23 protein-coding genes and 1 other annotated feature are annotated in these 24,005 nt (G+C 42.4%); of the genes, 22 read left to right on the top strand and 1 reads right to left on the bottom strand.

Annotation, left to right across the window (positions count from 1 at the left end):
* Positions 1-61: 61 nt before the first annotated feature.
* The 22 genes from AMD01_RS20675 to AMD01_RS20570 all read left to right on the top strand — a co-directional run bounded on the left by AMD01_RS20675 (position 62) and on the right by AMD01_RS20570 (position 21,871).
* Positions 62-319, top strand: a complete 258-nt coding sequence (locus AMD01_RS20675) for a YlmC/YmxH family sporulation protein (protein ID WP_053403361.1) — start codon at positions 62-64, stop codon at positions 317-319.
* Positions 320-400: 81 nt separating this feature from the next.
* Entirely contained in the window at positions 401-1,231 is an 831-nt protein-coding gene (gene pgeF / locus AMD01_RS20670) for a peptidoglycan editing factor PgeF (RefSeq protein WP_053403360.1), read from the top strand.
* A 7-nt stretch (positions 1,232-1,238) separates the two neighbouring features.
* Positions 1,239-1,916 (top strand): YggS family pyridoxal phosphate-dependent enzyme, encoded by a 678-nt coding sequence (locus AMD01_RS20665; RefSeq protein WP_053403359.1) that lies wholly within the window; start codon positions 1,239-1,241, stop codon positions 1,914-1,916.
* A gap of 12 nt (positions 1,917-1,928) precedes the next feature.
* Positions 1,929-2,411: a cell division protein SepF gene (locus AMD01_RS20660; protein WP_053403358.1), complete on the top strand. Its 483-nt coding sequence runs from the start codon at positions 1,929-1,931 to the stop codon at positions 2,409-2,411.
* A 6-nt stretch (positions 2,412-2,417) separates the two neighbouring features.
* Positions 2,418-2,681, top strand: a complete 264-nt coding sequence (locus tag AMD01_RS20655; protein ID WP_053403357.1) for a YggT family protein — start codon at positions 2,418-2,420, stop codon at positions 2,679-2,681.
* A 105-nt stretch (positions 2,682-2,786) separates the two neighbouring features.
* Positions 2,787-3,557, top strand: a complete 771-nt coding sequence (locus AMD01_RS20650; RefSeq protein WP_053403356.1) for a YlmH family RNA-binding protein — start codon at positions 2,787-2,789, stop codon at positions 3,555-3,557.
* Between the two features lie 89 nt (positions 3,558-3,646).
* On the top strand, positions 3,647-4,156 hold the full coding sequence (locus tag AMD01_RS20645; RefSeq protein ID WP_053403355.1) for a DivIVA domain-containing protein: 510 nt from the start codon (positions 3,647-3,649) through the stop codon (positions 4,154-4,156).
* A 67-nt stretch (positions 4,157-4,223) separates the two neighbouring features.
* Positions 4,224-4,471, top strand: a binding site (T-box leader).
* A 69-nt stretch (positions 4,472-4,540) separates the two neighbouring features.
* Positions 4,541-7,309, top strand: a complete 2,769-nt coding sequence (ileS, locus tag AMD01_RS20640; protein ID WP_053403354.1) for an isoleucine--tRNA ligase — start codon at positions 4,541-4,543, stop codon at positions 7,307-7,309.
* A 167-nt stretch (positions 7,310-7,476) separates the two neighbouring features.
* Entirely contained in the window at positions 7,477-7,773 is a 297-nt protein-coding gene (locus AMD01_RS20635) for a hypothetical protein (protein WP_053403353.1), read from the top strand.
* A gap of 87 nt (positions 7,774-7,860) precedes the next feature.
* Positions 7,861-8,319, top strand: coding sequence for a signal peptidase II (gene lspA / locus AMD01_RS20630; protein ID WP_053403352.1), 459 nt, complete (start codon positions 7,861-7,863; stop codon positions 8,317-8,319).
* A 4-nt stretch (positions 8,320-8,323) separates the two neighbouring features.
* Complete coding sequence (locus tag AMD01_RS20625; RefSeq protein WP_053403351.1) at positions 8,324-9,238, top strand: RluA family pseudouridine synthase; 915 nt, start codon at positions 8,324-8,326, stop codon at positions 9,236-9,238.
* Positions 9,239-9,426: 188 nt separating this feature from the next.
* The gene (pyrR, locus tag AMD01_RS20620) at positions 9,427-9,969 is read left to right on the top strand and encodes a bifunctional pyr operon transcriptional regulator/uracil phosphoribosyltransferase PyrR (RefSeq protein WP_053403350.1); all 543 of its coding nucleotides are present in this window, start codon (positions 9,427-9,429) and stop codon (positions 9,967-9,969) included.
* A gap of 144 nt (positions 9,970-10,113) precedes the next feature.
* A complete protein-coding gene (locus AMD01_RS20615) occupies positions 10,114-11,421 on the top strand; it encodes a solute carrier family 23 protein (RefSeq protein WP_053403349.1) in 1,308 nt (435 codons plus the stop codon).
* A 126-nt stretch (positions 11,422-11,547) separates the two neighbouring features.
* Complete coding sequence (locus AMD01_RS20610; RefSeq protein ID WP_053403348.1) at positions 11,548-12,480, top strand: aspartate carbamoyltransferase catalytic subunit; 933 nt, start codon at positions 11,548-11,550, stop codon at positions 12,478-12,480.
* Positions 12,443-13,729: a dihydroorotase gene (locus tag AMD01_RS20605; protein ID WP_053403347.1), complete on the top strand. Its 1,287-nt coding sequence runs from the start codon at positions 12,443-12,445 to the stop codon at positions 13,727-13,729. Before AMD01_RS20610 ends, AMD01_RS20605 begins: the two co-directional genes overlap by 38 nt.
* Positions 13,726-14,826, top strand: a complete 1,101-nt coding sequence (locus tag AMD01_RS20600; RefSeq protein WP_053403346.1) for a carbamoyl phosphate synthase small subunit — start codon at positions 13,726-13,728, stop codon at positions 14,824-14,826. The genes AMD01_RS20605 and AMD01_RS20600 overlap by 4 nt, the downstream gene beginning before the upstream one ends.
* Positions 14,811-18,023, top strand: coding sequence for a carbamoyl-phosphate synthase large subunit (gene carB / locus AMD01_RS20595; protein ID WP_053403345.1), 3,213 nt, complete (start codon positions 14,811-14,813; stop codon positions 18,021-18,023). The genes AMD01_RS20600 and carB overlap by 16 nt, the downstream gene beginning before the upstream one ends.
* Positions 18,020-18,796, top strand: coding sequence for a dihydroorotate dehydrogenase electron transfer subunit (locus tag AMD01_RS20590; RefSeq protein WP_053403344.1), 777 nt, complete (start codon positions 18,020-18,022; stop codon positions 18,794-18,796). Before carB ends, AMD01_RS20590 begins: the two co-directional genes overlap by 4 nt.
* 2 nt (positions 18,797-18,798) lie before the next feature.
* Positions 18,799-19,734, top strand: coding sequence for a dihydroorotate dehydrogenase (locus tag AMD01_RS20585; protein ID WP_425415154.1), 936 nt, complete (start codon positions 18,799-18,801; stop codon positions 19,732-19,734).
* Positions 19,706-20,422, top strand: coding sequence for an orotidine-5'-phosphate decarboxylase (gene pyrF / locus AMD01_RS20580; RefSeq protein WP_053403342.1), 717 nt, complete (start codon positions 19,706-19,708; stop codon positions 20,420-20,422). Before AMD01_RS20585 ends, pyrF begins: the two co-directional genes overlap by 29 nt.
* Positions 20,419-21,054, top strand: a complete 636-nt coding sequence (gene pyrE / locus AMD01_RS20575) for an orotate phosphoribosyltransferase (protein ID WP_053403341.1) — start codon at positions 20,419-20,421, stop codon at positions 21,052-21,054. The genes pyrF and pyrE overlap by 4 nt, the downstream gene beginning before the upstream one ends.
* Positions 21,055-21,328: 274 nt before the next feature.
* Positions 21,329-21,871 carry a hypothetical protein gene (locus AMD01_RS20570; protein ID WP_053403340.1) on the top strand — a complete coding sequence of 181 codons (543 nt, stop codon included), beginning with the start codon at positions 21,329-21,331 and terminating at the stop codon, positions 21,869-21,871.
* Between the two features lie 145 nt (positions 21,872-22,016).
* Here the strand turns inward: AMD01_RS20570 and AMD01_RS20565 are convergent, their stop codons facing one another.
* Positions 22,017-23,723: an Rqc2 family fibronectin-binding protein gene (locus tag AMD01_RS20565; protein ID WP_053403339.1), complete on the bottom strand. Its 1,707-nt coding sequence runs from the start codon at positions 23,721-23,723 to the stop codon at positions 22,017-22,019.
* Between the last annotated feature and the right edge of the window lie 282 nt (positions 23,724-24,005).

Genomic DNA, 24,005 nt, shown 5'->3' with positions numbered 1-24,005 from the left:
TTCAAAAAGAGGAGACGTCTCTGAATCATCGAGTGTTCGTTTAAAAAGGGGGAGCGTTAGTATGATTAAGATTTCGGACTTTCAAATGAAGGACGTTGTGAATGTAGCAAACGGAAAGAAATTAGGAAATGTAGGAGATATCGATATTAATTTGGGGACGGGAAAAATCGAGTCGGTCATTATCAACCATTCCTCTCGAATGTTAGGTTTCTTTGGAAAGGACGAGGATATTGTCATTCCATGGCGAAATATTGTAAAGATTGGGGAAGATGTGATCTTAGTTCGTCACAAACAAACCGAAGAAGATGAAAACAAATAATTTTCTATTGTCAATCGTTTTTTCTTGTATGGTACAATGGAGGGAGATATAGTAGATTATAGAAAGGAACGTGTATCTTGTATGCATAAAGAACCGTTTCAACCATCACATCATGATTCTTTTCTTGATGTACCCCAATGGAATCAACATGATTCAAACCTAATTGTGGGGTTTTCAACGAAGAATGGCGGCGTGAGCCAAAACGAGTTTGAGAGCCTTAACTTAGGTCTACATGTAGACGATAAAAAAGAAGACGTGCTTCAAAATCGTCGTATTCTAGCTGAAGCCGTTGATGTACCTTTAGAACAATGGACGTTTGCTGAGCAGGTTCATCACAACAAGGTAATGAAAGTATCATCACACGATGCAGGCAAAGGAATGGGCGATTACGAAAAAGGTATGCCTCAAACCGACGCTATTTACACAGATCAATCGAATCTATTATTAGCACTCTGTTTTGCAGATTGTGTGCCTCTTTATTTCTATGAACCAACTCGTGGACTTATTGGATTAGCCCACGCAGGCTGGAAAGGCACCGTGAAAAATATTGCGGGCGAAATGGTGAATGCTTGGGTGAAGAATGAAGGCGTTTCGGTTGAGAATATACGAGCTGTTATTGGACCTTCTATCGGAGCTTGCTGCTATCATGTAGATGATTATGTCATTAAGTTTGTGGATGAGGCAATTGGGAATAATAAAGTAGACGTTTATGAAGAGGTAAGCAAGGGGCAGTGTGCTCTTAACTTACAGGCTTTGAATGCTTTTCTACTTGAGCAAGCCGGTGTGAAAACGGCAAACATTCGCTCGACGTCCCGTTGCACATCATGTGAAGAAGAGCTGTTTTTTTCTCATCGCCGTGATCGTGGAAAAACAGGTCGCATGCTTAGCTTTATTGGATACAAGGAGGTTTAAGTACATATTGACCGTATTGCATAATTTAGAACAAATTAAACAAAACATTGCCGAAGCGTGTAAGCGAGCAGGCAGAAACCCAAATGAGGTTAATATTATCGCCGTTACAAAATATGTATCTGTCGAACGTGCAAAAGAAGCGATTGATGCAGGCGTTCAACATCTCGGTGAAAACCGTGATCAAGGCTTGCATGCGAAGCAGGAAGTAATCACAGATCCTGTAAATTGGCACTTTATTGGCAGCTTACAAACGCGAAAAGTGAAAAGCGTTATTCATGATATAGACTATCTTCATTCACTCGATCGCCTATCCCTTGCAGAGGAAGTTCAAAAGCGGGCGAGCGACACCGTCAAATGCTTTATTCAGGTGAATGTAGCAGAAGAGCAGTCAAAGCATGGCCTGTCCTTAGATGAGGTCATTCCGTTCATTGAATCGCTCCACGACTTTTCACATATCCAGATAGTAGGCTTAATGACGATGGCTCCACATACTGATGATCAAGCACTGCTGCGTCATTGCTTTCATACATTAAAACAGCTTCAAAAGGATGTACAAGCTCTTCAGCTAGCGTACGCACCATGTACTGAGCTTTCTATGGGGATGTCAAACGATTACGAAATTGCCGTTGAAGAAGGCGCGACGTACATTCGTTTAGGAACCACATTAGTTGGTAATGAAATTTAGGAGGTGCATGTTATGAGTATTAAAAGAAGATTTCAAAGCTTTTTTGCGCTCGATGACGAAACAGAGTATGAGGAAGTAGAACAAGAAAGACAACCCGCACAAAGAGAAGCACAGCGTGAGGCGCAGCATCCTGTGCCACAGCAACAGCTTCCTGCACAGCAGAACCAAAGCAAACAACAAAATGTCATCAGCTTGCAAAGTATTCAAAAGCATCCAACAAAGATGATTTTAACAGAGCCGCGTGCCTATTCTGAGGCACAGGAAATTACGGACCACTTAAAAGCAAAAAAGGTAGTCGTTGTAAATCTACATCGTGTCGCGCGTGATCAAGCCGTTCGTATTGTAGACTTTTTAAGTGGAACGGTGTATGCCCTAGGTGGAGATATTCAAAAAGTGGGTGAAAATATTTTTCTCTGCACGCCTGATAATGTAGACGTATCAGGAACAATTTCGACGCTTATGGCAGAGCAAGAGCAAAATGTGAAGAGGTGGTAGCCGTATATGATTCTATTTGAGCAAATTGTTCTTCAGCTATTGGAGATTTATTCTTGGGCGCTGATCATTTATATTCTGATGTCATGGGTTCCATCCATTCAGGAATCAGTATTTGGTCGCTTTTTAGGTGCCATTTGTGAACCTTATTTGGCGCCGTTTCGAAGAATTATCCCACCAATTGGAGGCATGTTAGATATTTCTCCAATCGTGGCAATTTTCTTGTTGAATTTTGCTAAAGCAGGTGTCAGAACCCTATTTGGAATCGTGTAACATTCATTTTTTAGCTTAAGTGAAGCTGTTTTTAACATAAACCAAAAAAAGGAATCCATCAGATTCCTTTTTTTACATGCTGGTATCAATAGATGGAGAGATTTTATGAGTATTTATCAACATTTTCGTAAAGAAGAGCATGAGTTTATCGATCATGTGCTGGAATGGAAAGAAGAGGTTCAGAATCAATACAGCCCCAAGCTGACTGATTTTCTCGACCCGAGAGAACAGGAAATGGTAAGTGCCATTATTGGAAAAGGAAATGATGTGCTTGTTTCTTTCTTTGGTGGAGTGGACTGGACGGAGAGAAAGCGTGCTCTTTTATACCCTGATTATTACACGCCTACTGAAGAGGATTACGGAGTAGCGTGCTATGAGATTGAGTATCCGCAGAAGTTCGTCACAATTGAGCACCCACAAATATTAGGCTCGCTCATGTCATTAGGCTTAAGACGTTCAAAGTTTGGGGACATAACAGTTGGTGAGAACGTACAGCTAGTCGTTGCGAAAGAAATCGCCTCTTACATCGAAATGAACCTAGAATCTATAGGACGAGCTAAGGTAAGCCTTCGACCTATTACAGCGGCTGATCTTATTCATGTAGAAGAAGCATACATTGAACGGTCTGCAACGGTATCATCATTGCGTATCGATGTGGTACTAGCAGCCATTCATAATCTATCTCGTCAAAAAGTGCAGCCATTCATTTCCTCCGGTCATGTAAAAGTAAATTGGAAGGTAATTGAACAGCCCTCTTTTGAGTGCCAAGAGGGAGACGTTCTTTCACTTCGTGGTCACGGAAGAAGTAAAATTTTGACGATCGATGGCAAAACAAAGAAAGATAAATGGCGTATAAGCGTCGGAAAGCAAAAATAATTTAGTCATAAAGAAGGATATATAAACAAATTGTCGAATAATCAATCATTATTGGAAATGGACAAAGAGACAACACGGAGGTGGCGACTATGCCTTTAACCCCTTTAGATATTCATAACAAAGAATTTAATAGAGGATTTCGCGGGTATGATGAGGACGAAGTAAACGAGTTCTTGGATCAGGTGATCAAAGATTATGAGATGCTGATTCGTGAAAAGAAAGAGCTTGAAACAAAAACAGAAGAATTAACACAACGACTAGGTCATTTTACAAACATTGAAGAAACGCTGAATAAGTCAATTTTAATTGCTCAAGAGGCGGCAGAAGAAGTGAAGCGTAACGCTCAAAAAGAAGCAAAGCTGATCATTAAAGAATCAGAGAAAAACGCAGATCGTATTATTAACGAAGCGTTATCAAAATCACGTCGTATTGCGTTTGACATCGAGGAATTGAAAAAGCAGTCAAAGGTATTCCGTACGCGCTTCAAAATGCTTGTTGAAGCACAGCTTGAAATGCTTGAAAGTGATGACTGGGATCATCTATTAGAATATCAAACATCTTTTGAAGAGCAGCTTCAAAAAACAGCTCGTTCAGAATAAGAACGAAGGTTCTTGACTTCTTTCTTCTAAATATCATATAATTTTGTAACGAGTTCTTTTTATACAACATCAAACAAGGAAAGGGACAGTAATTTCTTCGTCGAAACTGTGAGAAAGCGAATCGGGGGTAGTGAAAGCTCGGTGGCAGTTGAAGAAATGAACATCACCCTGGAGTTCCGTGCTGAAAGTAACGAGTAAGCATTGGCGTCTCATTCGCGTTAAGAATGCTTGAGAGGACTTTACCCTTTCCTTTTATTATATAAAAGTTGTAAAGTCTACAAGGGTGGTACCGCGAGAGACCTTCTCGTCCCTTTTTGGGATGAGAAGGTCTTTTTTATTTTGGATTTGTATAAACAATCGATTATTATTTGTGGAGGTTTGACGATGAATTATAAAGATACGTTATTAATGCCGAAAACAGAATTTCCGATGCGTGGAAATCTGCCGAACCGCGAGCCTGAAATTCAACAGAAATGGGAAGAAATGAACATCTATGAAAAAGTACAAGAGCGCACAGAAGGTCGTCCGCTTTTCGTTCTTCATGATGGTCCTCCATATGCAAACGGTGATATTCACATGGGACATGCTCTGAATAAAGTTTTAAAGGACTTTATCGTTCGCTTTAAATCCATGACTGGTTTTCAAGCGCCGTACGTTCCAGGATGGGATACGCACGGTCTTCCGATTGAAACAGCGCTAACAAAAAATAAAAAAGTAAAGCGCAAAGAAATGAGCGTAGCGGAATTCCGCAAGCTTTGTGAAGAATACGCGTGGCAGCAAATTAACAATCAGCGCGAGCAGTTCAAACGTCTAGGTGTACGCGGAGATTGGGAAAACCCATACGTAACGCTACAACCAGAATACGAAGCACAGCAAATTAAAGTATTCGGTGAAATGGCGAAAAAAGGCTATATCTACAAAGGGAAAAAGCCAGTGTACTGGTCTCCTTCAAGTGAATCCGCACTAGCAGAAGCAGAAATTGAGTACTACGACAAGCGCTCAGCGTCTATTTATGTGGCGTTCCCTGTAAAAGACGGAAAAGGCGTATTAGAAAACGATGAAAAATTCATCATCTGGACGACAACTCCTTGGACAATGCCAGCGAACTTAGGGATTTCTGTCAACGCTGATTTAGACTATAGTGTAGTAGCTGTAAACGGTGAAAAATACATCGTTGCATCCGAGCTTCTTGAAACAGTGGCAAAAGAAATTGAGTGGGAAAACTACGAAGTCGTTCGCACAGTTAAAGGTGCTGAACTTGATCGCGTTGTTGCCACACATCCTTTATACGGACGTGATTCTCTTGTGATGCTTGGTGACCACGTTACAACGGACGCAGGTACTGGCTGTGTTCATACGGCTCCAGGTCACGGGGAAGATGACTTTATCATCGGCCAAAAATACGGTTTAGACGTTCTTTGCCCAGTTGATGAGAAAGGGTATATGACGGAAGAAGCAGGCGAATTCGCAGGATTATTCTACGATGAGGCAAACAAGCCAATTACACAAAAGCTTGAAGAAGTTGGCGCATTAGTAAAATTAAGCTTCATTACGCATTCATATCCACATGACTGGCGTACGAAAAAACCGACAATCTTCCGTGCAACAGCACAGTGGTTTGCGTCGATCAAAGACTTCCGCAGTGAGCTATTAGATGCAATCAAAGAAACAAAATGGGTTCCAACATGGGGAGAAACACGCTTATTTAACATGGTTCGTGACCGTGGTGACTGGTGTATTTCTCGTCAGCGTGCATGGGGTGTTCCAATTCCAGTATTTTATGCTGAAAACGGTGAGCCAATCATCACAGATGAAACAATTGCACACGTATCAAATCTATTCAGAGAACATGGATCAAACGTATGGTTTGAACGTGAAACGGCAGATCTATTACCAGAAGGCTTCACGCATGAAGGTAGCCCGAACGGTCAATTCACAAAAGAAACAGACATCATGGACGTATGGTTTGACTCAGGTTCATCTCACCAAGCAGTTCTTGAAGAGCGCGATGATTTACAGCGTCCAGCAGATCTATATCTTGAAGGGTCTGACCAATACCGCGGCTGGTTCAACTCATCTCTTTCCACAGGCGTAGCTGTAACAGGAAAAGCTCCTTATAAAGCCGTATTAAGCCACGGATTTGCGCTTGACGGAGATGGCCGCAAAATGAGTAAGTCACTTGGAAACGTCGTTGTTCCTTCGAAAGTCATGAATCAACTTGGCGGAGACATTTTACGTCTATGGGTTGCTTCTGTTGACTATCAGGCAGACGTACGTGTTTCTGATAACATTTTAAAACAAGTTGCTGAAGTATATCGCAAAATCCGTAATACGTTCCGCTTCTTGCTTGGAAACCTAGCTGATTTTGATCCAGCAACGCATACGGTCTCTTACGAAAATCTTCGTGAAGTGGATCAGTACATGCTTGTGAAATTAAATAGCCTCGTTGAGAAAGTAACAAAATCGTATGATCAATACGAGTTTGCGGCGATTTATCACGCGGTTCATAACTTCTGTACAATTGACTTAAGCTCATTCTACTTAGACTTTGCAAAAGACATTCTGTACATTGAAGCACCAGATCAAGCAGATCGTCGTGCGATTCAAACAGTTCTATATGAAACGTTATTATCATTAACGAAGCTTGTTGCGCCAATTCTTGCTCACACAGCAGAAGAAGTATGGGCACATATGCCACACGTAACGGAAGAAAGCGTTCAGTTAGTGGATATGCCAGAAGCAACGACGTATGAAAATGCTGATGCTCTTGTTGCAAAATGGGATGCGTTTATGGATCTTCGCGACAACGTGCTAAAAGCATTAGAAACAGCTCGTAATGAAAAAGTCATCGGAAAATCGCTAACAGCTCACGTGTCTCTTTATGCAAATGAAGAAACAAAAGCATTGTTAGAGTCTATTTCTGAAGACTTCAAACAGCTGTTCATCGTATCAGGCTTTGAGCTTGACGGTGACATTGCGGATGCTCCTAAATCTGCGCAAACATTTGACGGTGCAGCAATAGTTGTAACGGCAGCAGAAGGTGAAACATGTGATCGCTGCTGGATCGTAACGCCAACAGTTGGTCAAGATAGCGATCATCCTACGCTATGTGCTCGCTGTGCACAAGTTGTAAAAGAGAATTACGAAGGTTAAGAACAAGAAGAGAAATCTTGCATAGCCAAGATTTCTCTTTTTGTTTGGATATTACCAAGTCCCATTCCCGTGCCCTTTTTATTGAAAGGAAAAAGTTGTGGTGCAGACTGTTATTTTGTTGCGGTTACACTACAATTACAGTCGCAATCACATAAGGAGGAATAAGCATGGATGGGACATATTTTTCAATCAAAGAAGAACTTGAGATGACACGAATGGAATTACAAGATCGATTGTTAAAATATTATGCTGAAGGATTAGACTATCTTCCTCATTTAGTAACGCCTCAAGAGCAGTACGTTATTCAAAGCGTGAAAGCAGATTTACAGGATGTAGAACGAGCTTTATTAAAGCTTGAGTACGGTATTTTTGGCATTGATGAGCAAACGGGAGATCGTCTTCCGATTGATAAACTCCGTATTTTGCCAACCGCTCGAACTGAAAATGATTTGCTATTTTTTTAAAACAGAGGGATGTACTTAAAAAAATGGCCAAACTGTGCTAAAATTCATTAGAATGTAGTTGCGTCATTTCAGTTAGGGGGAACGATTGTGTTCTATTATGTGATTGCTTTATTTGTTATCGTGTTAGATCAAGTATCTAAATGGATCATTGTAAAAGAAATGGAGTACGGACAAAGCATTACGATCATTGACAACGTTCTCTATATTACTTCTCACCGTAATCAAGGTGCAGCGTGGGGAATTCTACAAGGTAAGATGTGGTTCTTTTATTTGATTACGGTATTAGTTATTATAGGTATTATCGTCTTTTTAAACCGTCTACCAAAGCGCGAGGTATGGCTTAAGGTAGCATTAGCGCTTATGCTTGGTGGAGCGATAGGGAACTTTATTGATCGTGTCATTCGTAAAGAAGTAGTAGACTTTATTCATACATACATCTTTAGTTATGATTTTCCGATTTTTAACGTAGCCGATTCCTCACTAGTTGTCGGTGTTGCAATCATGTTCATTGCCACAATTTTTGAGGGAAAACGAAAAAAGGAGTAGTTGAATGGAAGTTATTGAAGTAAAAGTAGAGGATGTACATCAATTTGAACGCCTTGATAAGGTGCTTACATCCCATAATCAAGATTGGTCTCGTACACAAGTTCAGCAATGGATTAAAAATGGAGATGTAACAGTTAATAATCAACCGTCAAAAGTGAATTATAAAGTAAAGGTAAATGACCAAATCGTTCTGACGATTCCTGAGCTTGAAGAATCAAACGTGGAAGCAGAAGAGATGGATTTGGATATTTATTATGAGGATGAAGACGTACTTGTCGTGAATAAGCCGCGTGGGATGGTCGTACATCCTGCACCTGGTCATACGAGCGGAACGCTTGTAAATGGTCTTATGGCTCATTGTAAGGACTTATCAGGCATTAATGGTGTCATGCGTCCTGGGATCGTACATCGTATTGATAAGGACACGTCAGGTCTTTTAATGGTCGCAAAAAATGATATGGCTCATGAATCATTAGTAAATCAACTTGTAGCCAAAACCGTAACAAGACGCTACCGAGCGCTTGTACACGGAATTATTCCCCATGATCATGGAACGATCGATGCCCCGATTGGACGCGACAAAATTGATCGTCAAAGCATGACGGTAACGGAAGAAAATAGCCGCGATGCTGTTACGCATTTTAACGTGCTTGAGAGATTCCGTGAATTTACGTATGTCGAGTGTCAGCTTGAAACAGGACGTACGCACCAAATTCGTGTTCACATGAAGTATATCGGTCATCCACTAGCTGGAGATCCGAAGTATGGACCAAGAAAAACGCTTCCGATTGACGGACAGGCTCTTCATGCGGGAGTATTAGGCTTTGAACATCCACGTACAGGTAAATACGTTGAGTTTGAAGCACCATTACCGAAAGAATTTGAAGAGATGTTGGATTTAGTCGCAAAAAGAAGTTGACATTTTTAAGAGTCTCGTACTATACTTGCTATAGTTAAATAATGAACCTTTAAGAACAGTCCCGTGAGGCTGAGAAGGAAACGGACGCTTGATCCCTAGGAAGAGGTATATACCTTTTTAACTAGCAGACGTATGTCTAAAAATCCTCTCGCCAATCGGTGAGAGGATTTTTTTGTGAGGTGAAAGTAATGAATGTAAAAGCAACTGTACTAGATCAACAAGCCATTCGTCGTGCTTTAACACGAATCGCACATGAAATTATTGAACGAAACAAAGGGATTGAACATAGCGTACTTGTCGGGATCCGAACTAGAGGCATTTATTTAGCAAAACGCTTAGCGGAGCGAATCGAGCAAATTGAAGGAAAGCCGATCGAAGTAGGTGAGCTAGATATTACGCTCTACCGTGATGATTTAACGAAAGTAACGGATAACGAAGAACCGCTTGTGAAAGGATCAGACATCACGTTTGATCTAAACAATAAAACGGTCATCCTTGTTGATGATGTGTTATACACAGGACGCACGGTTCGAGCAGCATTAGACGCGTTAGTCGATATTGGACGACCGTCGCAAATCCAGCTTGCTGTTCTCGTAGATAGAGGACATCGTGAACTTCCGATTCGAGCCGACTACGTTGGAAAGAATATCCCAACGTCAGCAGAAGAAAAAATAGCGGTACGATTAACAGAGATTGATCAAACCGACCAAGTAAGCATTTACGAAAATTAAAAAAATGTTTCCCTTTTAAATGTAGTTCAGTGAGACTGCTAAGGGGCTTATGATAATAGAACAGGTGGAGTTCGTCTGTTTTGTTATACTAAAAAAGCTCTTTATGCGCTCCTGGCATAAAGAGCTTTTTTATTTGATGAGGTGATGAATATGGAAAACCAAGGGTTAGGAATTCGTGAAATCCCAAAACCGCATAAAATGTTATTACTGAGCTTACAGCACTTATTCGCCATGTTTGGCGCAACCATTTTAGTTCCTGTACTAGTCGGATTAAATCCAGGGATCGCATTAATCTCAAGTGGGATCGGAACACTCACATATATCGCAATTACAAAAGGGCGCTTGCCGTCATACTTAGGATCATCGTTCGCATTTATTTCGCCGATTATTGTCGTTAAAGCAGGAGGGGGGCCAGGAGCAGCTCTTGTAGGAAGTTTTCTTGCGGGAGTCGTATACGCGGTCGTCGCCCTCATTATCAAAGGTTCGGGTACAAAATGGCTAATGAAAATGTTGCCACCGATCGTAGTCGGTCCAGTGATTATCGTCATTGGCTTAGGACTTTCGGGAACAGCCGTTGATATGGCGATGAAAAAAGGCGGAGAGTACGATACGAAATACTTTGTTGTGGCACTTGTCACACTAGCCATTACGATCATTGCTTCAGTGTTCTTCAAAGGTTTTCTTGGTCTCGTACCAATCTTATTCGGAATTGTAGGTGGCTACGCCTTTGCGTGGACACAAGGACTTGTCAACTTCTCTGATGTGAAAAAAGCAGACTGGATTGCAGCACCTGATTTTACGGTACCGTTTGTATCATATACACCACATCTGACATGGGGAATCGTTGCCATCATGGTGCCGATTGCGGTGGTCACACTAGCCGAACACATTGGTCATATTTTAGTACTTAATAAAGTCGTAAACAAAAACTTTTTAGAAGAGCCTGGTCTGCATCGCTCCATTATGGGAGACGGAGTGGCGACGATGATTGCAGCAATCATTGGTGGACCTCCAAGCACAACTTACGGAGAAAACATTGGCGTTATGGCGATTACGAAAGTATTCAGCGTGTTTGTCATCGGAGGCGCAGCGGTCATTGCGATTCTGTTTGGCTTCATTGGGAAAATTTCAGCGCTGATCTCAAGCATTCCATCTCCGGTCATGGGCGGTGTGTCAATCCTACTCTTTGGAATTATCGCTTCATCAGGTCTTCGTACGATGGTTGAGTCCAAAGTGGATTTATCATCGAAGCGTAACCTCGTTATCTCATCGGTCATCTTAGTACTAGGAGTCGGGGGCGCGATGCTGCAAATTACGGACGAAATAAAGCTAGATGGAATGGCGTTATCAGCTATCGTGGGCGTTTTACTCAACCTGGTACTACCACAGGATAAAGTTGAAGAAGATGTCGAAACACAAGGTGAGCAGCCATCACAGGTGAAAATTTCATAAGCACCTTTTAAGAAAAGTCCAGAGAGGCTTGGAAGGGTGAAACACCGCTTGCTGTAGCGCTGTTTTGTCATACCCTTTCCGCCTAACGGAGAGGGTATTTTTTATGAAAACGAAGGAGGAAATGAAATGGAGCATTTAGTATCGGTTTCAGATCTAACGGTTGATGAAGTGAAAGAGCTGTTACAAGCAGCGGAGCAATTACGATTCGGTGATCAGCATATTCGTCCGACTACTCAAACGTTTGTTGCGAACTTATTCTTTGAAGCAAGTACGAGAACAAAATGTAGCTTCGAGGTAGCGGAGCGAAAGCTTGGACTAGATGTTATTCCATTTGAAGTGAGTGCATCAAGCGTTCAAAAAGGAGAGACGCTCTACGATACGATTGAGACGCTTGCAGCAGTGGGCGTGAACGCAGTGGTGATTCGCCATCCACAGGATCGTTACTACGAAGAACTGCTGAATAAAGTATCTATCCCACTCATCAATGCCGGAGATGGATGCGGACAGCACCCAACACAGTGCTTGCTCGACCTCCTCACCATTCAGCAAGAGTTTGGAGGATTTGAAGGGTTAAAAGTAACGATTGTCGGTGATCTCCGTCACAGTCGCGTAGCAAGATCGAACGCAGAAATGCTGACGAAACTGGGAGCAACGGTCTACTTCTCAGGACCAAAAGAATGGAGAGATGATTCACTTCCAGGGGAGTATGTTGAGTTAGACGAAGCAGTGAAGTATTCAGATGTCGTGATGCTTCTCCGTATTCAATTAGAGCGTCACGATCGAGGGCAACACGCAGTCGATCATTATCATGAACGCTACGGATTAACGGTAAAACGCGAGCGTCTTATGAAGAAATCGAGCATCATTATGCATCCTGCGCCTGTTAACAGGGGAGTAGAAATTGCAGATGAATTAGTAGAATGCGAAAGATCCCGAATCTTCAAGCAAATGCAAAACGGCGTTTACGTTCGCATGGCTGTCTTAGCCCGAGCTTTGCAATTACATAAAGGAGGAATGAATAATGTCGCTTTTAATCAAGAATGGCTTATGGCTAAATGAACAAAATGAAGCAGAAAAGGTAGATGTCTTTATTAAAAATGGTGTCATCGAAAAGGTTGGTGCAGATCTTCATGAGGAAGCTGCTGAGGTTATAGATGCTCACGAAAAATTACTTACTCCAGGGTTTGTGGATGTTCACGTCCATTTACGTGAGCCAGGAGGTGAAAAGAAAGAGACAATTGCAACCGGATCGCATGCTGCGGCAAGAGGTGGTTTTACAACGATTGCAGCGATGCCAAATACAAGACCGGTCCCTGATACGAAAGAGCAAATGGAATGGCTACAGCAAAAGATTAAAGAAACGGCGATCGTTCGAGTGCTTCCATACGCTTCTATTACAACACGACAGCTAGGAAAAGAGCTCACAGATTTTGACGGGCTTAAACAAGCAGGAGCTTTTGCCTTCACAGACGATGGCGTCGGCGTACAATCCTCTCATATGATGCTAGAAGCGATGAAAAAAGCGGCATCACTAGATATGACGATTGTCGCTCACTGTGAAGACAATGAGTTAATCTACGGTGGTTGTGTTCACGACGGAGCATTTGCAAAGAATCATGGCTTAAAAGGAATTCCGTCCATCTGTGAATCGCTGCAAATCGCACGTGACGTCTTACTTGCAGAAGCTGCAGGCTGTCACTACCATGTCTGTCACGTCAGTACGAAAGAATCCGTACGAGTGATTCGCGATGCGAAGCGTGCTGGAATTCGTGTAACAGCAGAAGTAACGCCTCATCATCTTCTTCTATGTGAAGAGGACATCCCAGGAAATGATGGGAATTATAAAATGAATCCTCCACTGCGTGCAAAAGCAGATCAAGAAGCACTTTTAGAGGGCTTGCTAGACGGGACGATTGATTTTATCGCAACTGATCATGCCCCGCACATGGCAGAAGAAAAAGCAGAGGGAATGGAGCTTGCACCGTTTGGAATTGTCGGATTAGAAACAGCTTTTCCACTTTTGTATACAAACCTGGTATTAACGAACAAAATAACGCTCACACAGCTTATTGGATGGTTAACCGAAAAGCCTGCTTCAACGTTCAAGCTTCCTTATGGAAGACTAGTAGAAGGCGCACCGGCTGATATTACTCTTATCGATATAGCAGCAGAAGAAGCAATTGATCCAACGAAATTCGTCTCAAAAGGGAAAAATACGCCGTTTGCAGGATGGGCATGTAAAGGATGGCCTGTCGCGACGTTTGTAGCGGGAACTTGTGTATGGGAGAAAGGGAGTGTTGAAGTATGAAACGTCAACTAATTTTAGAAGATGGCACAGTATTTGTAGGAGAAGCATTTGGAAGTGAACAAGAAAAAACAGGTGAAGTAGTCTTTAATACAGGAATGACAGGCTACCAGGAAATTTTATCTGATCCTTCTTACTGTGGTCAGATCGTTACGTTTACATATCCACTTATCGGAAATTACGGCGTGAACCGCGACGATTTTGAATCAATTGAGCCAGCGGTACACGGGATTATCGTGAAGGAAATGTGCGATTTTCCGTCCAACTTCCGCAGTCAATTTTCCATCGATGCCTTTTTAAAAGCGAAGGGCATTCCAGGATTAGCGGAAATCGATACGAGAAAGCTGACAAAGAAAATTCGTGAATTTGGAACATTAAAAGGGAAAATGTGCAGTATGGATGTGAACGTAGATGAGGTGGTTCATAGCTTAAAAACAGCCGTTCTACCGACAAACCAAGTACAGCAAGTATCAACAAAGCGTGCGTATCCAAGTCCAGGTCGCGGAAATAAAGTTGTTCTCGTTGATTTTGGAATGAAGCACGGCATTTTACGTGAATTAACGAAGCGTCAATGTGATGTACTCGTCGTACCGCATAACGTAACGGCGGAAGAAATTCTTCGTCTAGAGCCTGATGGCATTATGCTAAGTAACGGACCTGGGGATCCAAAGGATGTACCTGAAGCAATTCAAATGATTCAAGGTGTATTAGGGAAAATTCCGCTGTTTGGAATTTGTTTGGGACACCAGCTTTTTGCCTTAGCGTGCGGAGCAAACACGGAAAAAATGAGATTCGGTCATCGTGGCTCCAATCATCCAGTAAAAGATTTAGAACATAACCGAGTGATGATCACGTCTCAAAACCACGGATACACGGTAGAAGAGGCTTCACTTACAGGGACGGATATTGTCGTTACGCATCGAGCACTAAACGATGGAACAGTAGAAGGGTTAAAACATAAGTTCCATCTTGCCTTTACTGTGCAGTATCATCCAGAAGCTTCACCAGGACCAGACGATGCCAACCTACTATTTGATCAGTTCGTAAACTTAATGGAAACAAATAAGAAAGCGGGGAATGAAGCATGCCTAAACGCGTAGACATTGAAACTATTTTAGTAATCGGATCAGGACCAATCATCATCGGGCAAGCAGCAGAGTTTGATTATGCCGGCACACAAGCGTGTCTAGCACTAAAAGAAGAAGGATATCGCGTCATCCTCGTGAACTCAAATCCAGCGACGATTATGACGGATGCTGAAATCGCAGATAAGGTATACATTGAGCCATTAACATTGGAGTTCTTAACATCCATTATTCGCAAAGAGCGACCTGATGCGCTGTTACCAACGCTAGGCGGACAAACGGGTTTAAATATGGCAGTTGAGCTATCAAAATCAGGTGTACTAGATGAAATGAACGTGGAAATTCTCGGAACAAAGCTAAGCGCCATTGAGCAAGCGGAGGATCGTGAACTGTTTCGTAGTTTAATGAATGAACTGAACGAACCTGTTCCAGCGAGTGAGATCATTCATACGCTAGAGGAAGCCTACTCCTTTGTCGATCAAGTGGATTATCCGGTTATCGTCAGACCTGCTTACACGCTAGGAGGAACGGGCGGAGGAATCTGTCACAATGAAAAAGAACTCATTGAAATCGTATCAAGCGGTCTTAAAAATAGCCCGGTTACACAATGTTTACTAGAAAAGAGCATTGCAGGATTCAAAGAGGTTGAATATGAAGTGATGCGCGATTCAAACGATAATGCCATCGTTGTTTGTAACATGGAAAACATCGATCCTGTCGGTATTCATACAGGAGATTCCATTGTCGTAGCGCCGAGTCAGACGCTTAGTGATCGTGAGTACCAGCTGCTTCGAAACGCATCGCTAAAAATCATTCGTGCCCTCCACATAGAAGGTGGATGTAACGTACAGCTTGCGCTTGATCCAGATAGCTTTCAGTACTTTATTATTGAAGTAAATCCACGCGTAAGTCGCTCATCAGCGCTTGCATCTAAAGCAACAGGATATCCAATTGCGAAGCTTGCGGCGAAAATTGCGGTCGGGTTAACGCTAGACGAGATGATTAATCCTGTAACAGGAAAAACATATGCGTGCTTTGAGCCAGCACTTGATTATGTCGTATCCAAAATTCCACGCTTCCCGTTTGATAAGTTCGAATCAGCGAAGCGTAATCTTGGCACACAAATGAAAGCCACAGGAGAAGTAATGGCGATCGGTCGTACGTTTGAAGAATCACTGTTAAAAGCCGTACGTTCACTTGAAACAGGACTTTGTCATCTAGAATTAAAGGATGCAGACGAAATTGACAACGTCCTGCTTGAAAAAAGAATTCGTAATGCTGGTGATGAGCGCATCTTCTACGTATCAGAAGCGCTCAGACGTGGAGTGACAATTGAGACGATTCATGAGTGGAGTATGATTGATCTTTTCTTCCTGTATAAATTGCAAAAGGTAGTTCAGTTAGAAATGACGCTAAAAGAGAGCAAGGGAGACTTATCTCTACTTCAAAAAGCGAAGAGAGCAGGATTCTCAGATCCGAAAATTGCCGAGCTTTGGGGCATGTCGGAGCAGGAGCTTTATGAGCTGCGTAAAGAGAATCACATTGTCCCTGTGTATAAAACGGTGGATACGTGTGCAGCAGAATTTGAATCATCCACACCGTATTTTTACGGAACGTACGAAGATGAAAACGAATCAATCGTAACGGATCGTAAAAGTGTGATCGTATTAGGATCTGGGCCGATTCGCATTGGGCAAGGAATTGAGTTTGATTATGCAACGGTTCATAGCGTATGGGCTATTAAACAAGCAGGCTACGAAGCTATTATCGTGAACAGCAACCCAGAAACGGTATCAACAGACTTTAGTATTTCCGATAAGCTGTATTTTGAGCCGCTAACGATTGAAGATGTGATGCATATTATTGATCTTGAAAAGCCGTACGGAGTGGTCGTACAGTTCGGTGGCCAAACAGCGATTAATTTGGCAGAAGAGCTTGGAAAACGTGGTGTACGCATTTTAGGAACATCACTTGAAAGCCTAGATGCTGCAGAGGATCGCAAGAAATTTGAACGCGTGCTTTCTCGTTTAGACATTCCACAACCACTTGGAAAAACGGCCACATCTGTTGAAGAGGCCGTGGAAATTGCAGAGGAAATTGGCTATCCGGTACTCGTTCGTCCATCTTACGTACTTGGTGGAAGAGCGATGGAAATCGTGTATCACAAAGAAGATCTGCTTCATTATATGAAAAATGCGGTGAAGGTGCACGCAGATCATCCGGTACTCATTGACCGCTATCTAACGGGAAAAGAAATTGAAGTCGATGCGATTGCAGACGGAGAAACGGTTTATATTCCTGGAATTATGGAACACGTTGAGCGTGCAGGCGTTCACTCAGGCGATTCCATTGCGGTGTACCCAGCACAAACATTATCAGAGGAAATCAAGCAAAAGATTGTTGATTACACGATTCGAATTGCCAAAGGCTTAAACATTGTCGGACTGTTAAACATTCAATTTGTTCTATCAAAAAATGAGATTTACGTACTAGAGGTGAATCCGCGCTCAAGCCGTACGGTACCGTTTTTAAGTAAAATTACGCGTATCCCAATGGCAAACCTCGCAACAAAAGCGATGCTTGGTCAAACGTTAAAAGACGCAGGCTATGAAATAGGCATTCATCCAGAAGAAGAAGGGGTGTACGTAAAGGTACCGGTCTTCTCGTTTGCGAAATTACGTCGCGTCGACATTACGCTTGGACCAGAAATGAAATCAACTGGTGAAGTCATGGGGCAAGATACGACGTATGAAAAGGCTCTTTACAAGGGGTTAATCGCGTCAGGAATGTCGATTAAAACATACGGATCTGTTCTCATGACGGTTGCGGATAAAGATAAAGAAGAGGCATTAGAAATTGCGAAGCGCTTTTATAACATTGGCTATCAAATTTTAGCGACAGAAGGCACTGCTTCGTTCTTTGCTCAGGCAGGCATTAAAGCGAAAATCGTCAACAAAATTGGCAGTGAAGAAAATACGCTTGTGGATGTGATTCGTACGGGCGAGGCACAGCTTGTCATTAACACCCTTACAAAAGGAAAGCAGCCAGCGCGCGATGGCTTTAAAATTCGCCGAGAATCCGTCGAAAACGGCATTCCATGCTTAACGTCACTTGATACAGCTAATGCCATCTTACGCGTCCTAGAAACAGTAGGGTTTAATACACAGCCGATGCGCCAAGCGGTGAAAACGCGTGAGGTGACGTATTCATGATACAAAAAGAAATGATGAGGGTGATCAGCCATGAGCCGATCGCAAGACATATTTATGCGCTCACCCTTGAAGGTGCACTTGTTACCGAGATGAACGAACCTGGCCAGTTCGTCCATCTTCGTGTAAACGACCAGTATAATCCAGTTTTGCGTCGCCCGATTAGCATTGCGAATATTGATCAAATTCGTGAGCAGTTTACGATGATTTATCGTGCAGAAGGACTCGGAACGAAGCTGTTATCTGAAAAGGCAGTAGGGGAGCATGTAGACGTCCTCGGTCCGCTTGGAAATGGTTTTCCCGTAGAAGCCTCGAGTGAAGGGGAAACGGCTATTTTAGTAGGAGGTGGGATTGGTGTTCCCCCACTTTATGAGCTTTCACAGCAGCTTGTGGCAAAAGGGGTAAAAGTTGTTCACGTATTAGGCTTTCAAAGTGCTCCGGATGTATTTTATGAAGAAAAATTTATGAAGCTTGGGGAGACGTACGTCGCAACAGTTGATGGCACTTACGGTACAAAGGGATTTGTGACGGATATTATTGAGCAAAAGCAGCTATCGTTCGATCAGATGTACGCGTGTGGCCCTGTGCCGATGCTCCGTGCATTAGAAGGAAATTACCATGACCGAGCACCTCTATATCTTTCACTTGAGCAGCGTATGGGATGCGGAGTAGGAGCATGCTTTGCATGTGTCTGTCCGGTTGAAGAAGGCAGTACGGCTTACAAAAAAGTGTGCAGTGATGGTCCGGTATTTAAAGCAGGGGAGGTATTGCTATGAGCATGCTCGAAACGAGATTGCCAGGGTTAGAGATGAAAAACCCAATCATGCCCGCATCAGGATGCTTTGGGTTTGGACGAGAGTATGCCTCCTTTTATGACTTAAGCGTGCTTGGCTCCATTATGGTGAAGGCAACGACTCCTGAGCCGCGATTTGGAAACGCAACACCTCGTGTTGCGGAAACATCAGCAGGCATGCTAAATGCGATCGGCCTCCAAAACCCAGGGCTAAAAAAAGTCATGGAAGAAGAGCTTCCTTTTTTAGAGACATATAAATTACCTATTATTGCGAATGTAGCCGGGGGGGGTGCAGAAGATTATGTGCAAGTTGCAAAAGAGCTATCAACCGTCAAAAATGTCGGAGCGCTTGAGCTGAATATCTCCTGTCCAAACGTAAAACATGGCGGTATTGCGTTCGGAGTAGATCCTGTCGTAGCAGCAGATCTTACGAAAAAGGTAAAAGAAGTATCCGAAGTACCTGTCTATGTAAAGCTCTCACCAAACGTCTCCAACATTGTAGAAATGGCAAAAGCAATTGAACAAGCAGGAGCAGATGGCTTAACGATGATCAATACGCTTATGGGCATGCGTCTGGACCTAAAAACAGGGACACCGGTATTAGCGAATAAGACGGGGGGGTTGTCAGGGCCAGCCATTAAGCCTGTCGCTATTCGAATGATTTATGAGGTTAGTCAGCAGGTGAACATTCCGATTATCGGCATGGGCGGTGTCACAAACGCAGAGGATGTGCTTGAGTTTTTGTATGCAGGAGCGAGCGCCGTTGCGGTTGGAACGGCAAACTTTGTTGATCCGTTTGTATGTCCAACGATTATTGAGGAATTACCTGAAGTACTGCAGAGATATGGCTATGATCACGTATCAGAATGTATCGGAAGGAGCTGGAAGAAGCATGAATCAGTCGCTGGTTATCGCGCTTGATTTTTCCTCAAAGCAGGAAGTGGAGCAGTTTTTACAGCCATTTGAAGGAGAATCTCTGTTTCTTAAAGTAGGAATGGAGCTCTTTTACAAAGAGGGACCTGCTATTTTGGCTTATTTAAACGAGCACAATCATCGCATCTTTTTGGATCTAAAGCTTCATGACATTCCGAACACCGTAAAGCAAGGAATGAAGTCCTTAGCAAACTACGGCGTTGATATGGTGAACGTCCACGCAGCAGGTGGAACGCGCATGATGGAAGCAGCCGTTGAAGGGTTAATTGCAGGTACACAAGCAGGAAAGCAGCGGCCGCTTTGCATTGCCGTAACACAGCTTACGAGCACATCACAGGGCATGATGGAGCGAGAGTTGCTCATTAAGGAATCGTTAAACGATGTGGTGCTTCATTATGCGAAGCAAGCAGACGAGAGCGGCTTAGATGGTGTCGTTTGTTCAAGCCTTGAAGTACCGCTGCTACGCGCGCACCTTCGACCAAGCTTTTTAACGGTGACGCCAGGAATTCGAATGGCAGAGGACTCCGTTGATGACCAAGTTCGTATCGTAACACCGCAGCAGGCGAGAGAAAACGGATCGAGTGCGATCGTTGTTGGACGCTCTATTACAAAAGCGAAGAATCCAGTACTAGCCTATCAAAAGATGAAACAACAGTGGGAGGGCGTAACCGTATGAAAAAAGAAATTGCACAGCATTTAATTACTATTGAAGCCGTATGCTTGGAGCCAAATAACCCATTTACATGGGCATCAGGAATCAAATCACCGATTTATTGTGACAACAGACTGACTTTGTCGTATCCACACGTACGAAAAGAAATCGCAAAAGGATTACAGCATCTTATTAAAACGTACTTTAACAATGTTGAAGTGATTGCTGGTACTGCAACAGCTGGCATTCCCCATGCCGCATGGATTAGTGAAGGGTTAGAGCTACCAATGTGCTACGTGCGCAGCAAAGCAAAAGGGCACGGTCGCGGGAATCAAATTGAAGGAAAAGTGGAAAAAGGACAGCGCGTTGTCGTGGTGGAAGATTTAATTTCCACAGGCGGTAGCGTCATGACGGCCGTAAATGCCCTAAAAGAACAAGGCTGTGACGTACTAGGCGTCGTCTCAATTTTTACATACGAAATGGAAGCAGCACGGGAGTTGTTTAAAAAAGAAGGACTAATCTCGTACTCCTTAACAGATTACTCGACTCTTGTTCAGGTCGCGGTTGAAAAAGGAACCATTGAAGAAGCAGACTTGGAAAAGTTATTAAAATGGCGTGAGGATCCGTCATCTGAAAGCTGGCTTGTTTTATCATAAGAAAAGGCTCTGGAGCATACCAGAGCCTTTTTTATATGGACAGGAAGTATTTAAATGGTTTACTAGACTTAAAAAATACACCTGGAACCAGCATTTTGAAGCAGTGAGATAGACATACTAATCTTGTTAAAAGACGTATCCTCATGTGGGTCGCCTCTTTTATTTCTGATCTGAATGAGTACGTTTTGGTAATATTTTAGTTAGTTTTCGGAGGTTATTATTTCTTTCTGTGTAATTACTAATGAAAAAGAGTTATTAATTTTGGGGGTATAAAATGAGAAAAGTGTTAGCCTTGTTAATCTTGGTGACTGTTACTTTAGTGGGATGTGTGAATACGAATTCATCTGTTAGCGAAAACCTAAAAGAAGGTCAGAAGAAAAGAAATGAAGACCGTCTAGAGGGCAATGAAATGAAAACAAAGAATGAAAGCAACAATCGCACGTCACCATTTATAGTAAAATCTATCAATAGTCAAATAGTGTCTTATCGTGATCACGTGGATCATAAACTAATGAGGGCCGTTGAGTATAAAATTTTATTATATACTGATAAAAAACTTTCACCCAAAGAGGTAAGGTCGTTTGAATTTGAGATTGAAGACGACCCCCAAATGAAAAGACGAGAGGTTCCTATACAACTAGTTACGAGATTAATGCTAGAAGAAAAACGAGAAAACGGCTATTTGTATAGTGTTCGGTTTGGTACTGTATATTCCATTCGTTACACTCAAAAAGAATTAGAAAGGCAAAAAAATGAACGAAATTTTCAAATGGTTGCGTATTCTCAAGGGAAAAAGCTTTCTATTCCAAATAAATAAAACCAGCTATTTAAAATGAATGCGAGTAAGAATGAACTTTAGATAGAGGCTTTTAATAGACCTAGGTGCTAACAGTAAAGCTTGAGGAATTGGTTAGTTTTCTGTTCCATTGTAAAAGGCTCTGGAGCATTCCAGAGCCTTTTGGTTATTTTCGAAGCTTTAATACTAATTCTTCATCAGGCGTTACAAAGACGGTTTGCTGATTGTCATAAATCACAAAGCCAGGCTTTGATCCGCTTGGTTTTTTTACATGGCGAATTTTTGTGAAGTCCACCGGTACAGAACTTGAAAGCTTTGCCTTACTAAAATACGCAGCAAGCTTTGCAGCTTCTAGAATCGTGTCATCAGATGGTGAAGTCGACCTAATAACAACGTGTGATCCTGGTATATCTTTTGTATGGAACCAGACATCATCACGAGCCGCCACACGATTTGTTAGGTATTCGTTTTGCTTGTTGTTTTTTCCGACAAGTATTTCTGTGCCATCGCTTGCGATGTACTGTTCAAGCGTTGGTTTTTGCGGTTTTTTCTGTTTTTGCTTGCCGCGTCGATTTTTTAAATAGCCTTCTTCCATCAGCTCTTCGCGAATTTCAGAAATATCCTTGTGAGAAGCAGACTCCATTTGTTGCATAATGGAATCGAAATATGAGATTTCTGTTTCCGCTTTAGCGATTTGTTCTTTTACTACTTCTACGGAATTTTTCGCCTTTTGATATTTCGAGAAGTAGCTTTGAGCATTTCTAGACGGTGATTTTTGTGGATCTAACTCAATGGTAATGGTAGCCCCATTTTCATCATAGTAATTTACAACCTCAACCGATTTGTCTCCTTGTTTGAACATATGCATGTGAGCGGTTAATAGCTCCCCTTGAAGCTGCAATTGATCCGCTTCTTCAGCGCTCTTTAGCGTTCGCTCAAGCTTTTTAATTTTCTTTTCATTTTTATTTCGTTCGCTTCGGATGAATTGAAGCAAATCATTCGCCTGTTGTTTTACACGGTCACGTTCTGCTTTTCTATAATAAAAGCGGTCTAGAAGCGTGCTAATGTCTTCGTATGTCTTTGCCTCTCCGTCAAGGTGTGAGAGAGAGAGCACGTAGAAGTAATCTTTCCCATCTACTGTCGTTAAGTTCGGTACAAAACGATCTTCTTTAATTTCGTTGAAAACATCTACAAACGTTTTCGGAAGCGTTGAACGATTAGCAAGCCCAGCGCGATGAACAATCTCTTTAGCTAAGAGGGGCGAGATCCCTTCAAAACGTTGAACGATTTGTTCGTGAAGTTTTCCTCCATAAAAATCGAGCTGCTGAAGAATCGTTTCTTCTGTAGCATCAAATGGATTGATCTTTTCCTGTGCAGGAGGTTCAACGTAGAGCTGACCAGGTAAAATCGTACGATGACGGTTAACGGCCATCGAAATGTGCTTAATGCTGTCAATAATCGTCTCACGGTCCTTATCGACAAGGATGATGTTGCTATGTCGGCCCATAATTTCAATGATTAGCTTCTTATGGGTAATGTCGCCAATTTCATTTCGGCTCTTTGCTTCAATAACAATCATGCGCTCCAAGCCCGGCTGGTAGACGTTTTCAATAATACTACCTTCTAGGTGCTTGCGAAGCAGCATACAAAACATTGGTGGTTCTGATGGGTTTTCATACGCTTCATTTGTGAAATGAATGCGCGCATAGCTTGGGTGAGCGGATAAAAGCAGGCGCTTATTTCCATTTCGTCCTCTGATTTGGAGCACAAGCTCGTTTGAAAATGGCTGATAAATTTTTGAGATTCGTGCGCTTACGAGTTCATCTTGTAATTCTTTTGTAATGGCATATGTAAAAATACCGTCGAATGACATTTTCTTCACTTCCTTCTATCTAATAAACGTGAATGTATTTTAGTAAACATGATTGAAACGGAACGATCATTTGTGATGTATAACGTGATCGTGCGTTAAACAATAAACACAGTATGCGCTTGAAGCGAAAGGAAAAGCAAGCCTTACTTCTTCAGACCTTCAGTACGCTCTTTCTTGTTTTTCGAACGAGCATTGTTAAAAGTATAGCATGTTTTAGGACGAGTCTGAATAAGCATACAGTACAAGAACAAAACAAGCTGTTCGATTTCATAACAAAAGGGT

Source organism: Priestia koreensis, from assembly GCF_001274935.1.
Classification (GTDB): Bacteria; Bacillota; Bacilli; order Bacillales; family Bacillaceae_H; genus Bacillus_AG; species Bacillus_AG koreensis.
The sequence above is the reverse complement of the archived record's forward strand: the minus strand, read 5'-3'. Positions and strand labels throughout refer to the sequence as shown.

Coding starts and splice junctions, on each gene's coding strand:
- AMD01_RS20675 (WP_053403361.1), top strand. CDS start 62: ATGATTAAGATTTCGGACTTTCAAATGAAGGACGTTGTGAATGTAGCA.
- pgeF (WP_053403360.1), top strand. CDS start 401: ATGCATAAAGAACCGTTTCAACCATCACATCATGATTCTTTTCTTGAT.
- AMD01_RS20660 (WP_053403358.1), top strand. CDS start 1,929: ATGAGTATTAAAAGAAGATTTCAAAGCTTTTTTGCGCTCGATGACGAA.
- AMD01_RS20655 (WP_053403357.1), top strand. CDS start 2,418: ATGATTCTATTTGAGCAAATTGTTCTTCAGCTATTGGAGATTTATTCT.
- AMD01_RS20650 (WP_053403356.1), top strand. CDS start 2,787: ATGAGTATTTATCAACATTTTCGTAAAGAAGAGCATGAGTTTATCGAT.
- AMD01_RS20645 (WP_053403355.1), top strand. CDS start 3,647: ATGCCTTTAACCCCTTTAGATATTCATAACAAAGAATTTAATAGAGGA.
- ileS (WP_053403354.1), top strand. CDS start 4,541: ATGAATTATAAAGATACGTTATTAATGCCGAAAACAGAATTTCCGATG.
- AMD01_RS20635 (WP_053403353.1), top strand. CDS start 7,477: ATGGATGGGACATATTTTTCAATCAAAGAAGAACTTGAGATGACACGA.
- AMD01_RS20625 (WP_053403351.1), top strand. CDS start 8,324: ATGGAAGTTATTGAAGTAAAAGTAGAGGATGTACATCAATTTGAACGC.
- pyrR (WP_053403350.1), top strand. CDS start 9,427: ATGAATGTAAAAGCAACTGTACTAGATCAACAAGCCATTCGTCGTGCT.
- AMD01_RS20615 (WP_053403349.1), top strand. CDS start 10,114: ATGAATATGGAAAACCAAGGGTTAGGAATTCGTGAAATCCCAAAACCG.
- AMD01_RS20610 (WP_053403348.1), top strand. CDS start 11,548: ATGGAGCATTTAGTATCGGTTTCAGATCTAACGGTTGATGAAGTGAAA.
- AMD01_RS20605 (WP_053403347.1), top strand. CDS start 12,443: ATGTCGCTTTTAATCAAGAATGGCTTATGGCTAAATGAACAAAATGAA.
- AMD01_RS20600 (WP_053403346.1), top strand. CDS start 13,726: ATGAAACGTCAACTAATTTTAGAAGATGGCACAGTATTTGTAGGAGAA.
- carB (WP_053403345.1), top strand. CDS start 14,811: ATGCCTAAACGCGTAGACATTGAAACTATTTTAGTAATCGGATCAGGA.
- AMD01_RS20590 (WP_053403344.1), top strand. CDS start 18,020: ATGATACAAAAAGAAATGATGAGGGTGATCAGCCATGAGCCGATCGCA.
- AMD01_RS20585 (WP_425415154.1), top strand. CDS start 18,799: ATGCTCGAAACGAGATTGCCAGGGTTAGAGATGAAAAACCCAATCATG.
- pyrF (WP_053403342.1), top strand. CDS start 19,706: ATGAATCAGTCGCTGGTTATCGCGCTTGATTTTTCCTCAAAGCAGGAA.
- pyrE (WP_053403341.1), top strand. CDS start 20,419: ATGAAAAAAGAAATTGCACAGCATTTAATTACTATTGAAGCCGTATGC.
- AMD01_RS20570 (WP_053403340.1), top strand. CDS start 21,329: ATGAGAAAAGTGTTAGCCTTGTTAATCTTGGTGACTGTTACTTTAGTG.
- AMD01_RS20565 (WP_053403339.1), bottom strand. CDS start 23,723: ATGTCATTCGACGGTATTTTTACATATGCCATTACAAAAGAATTACAA.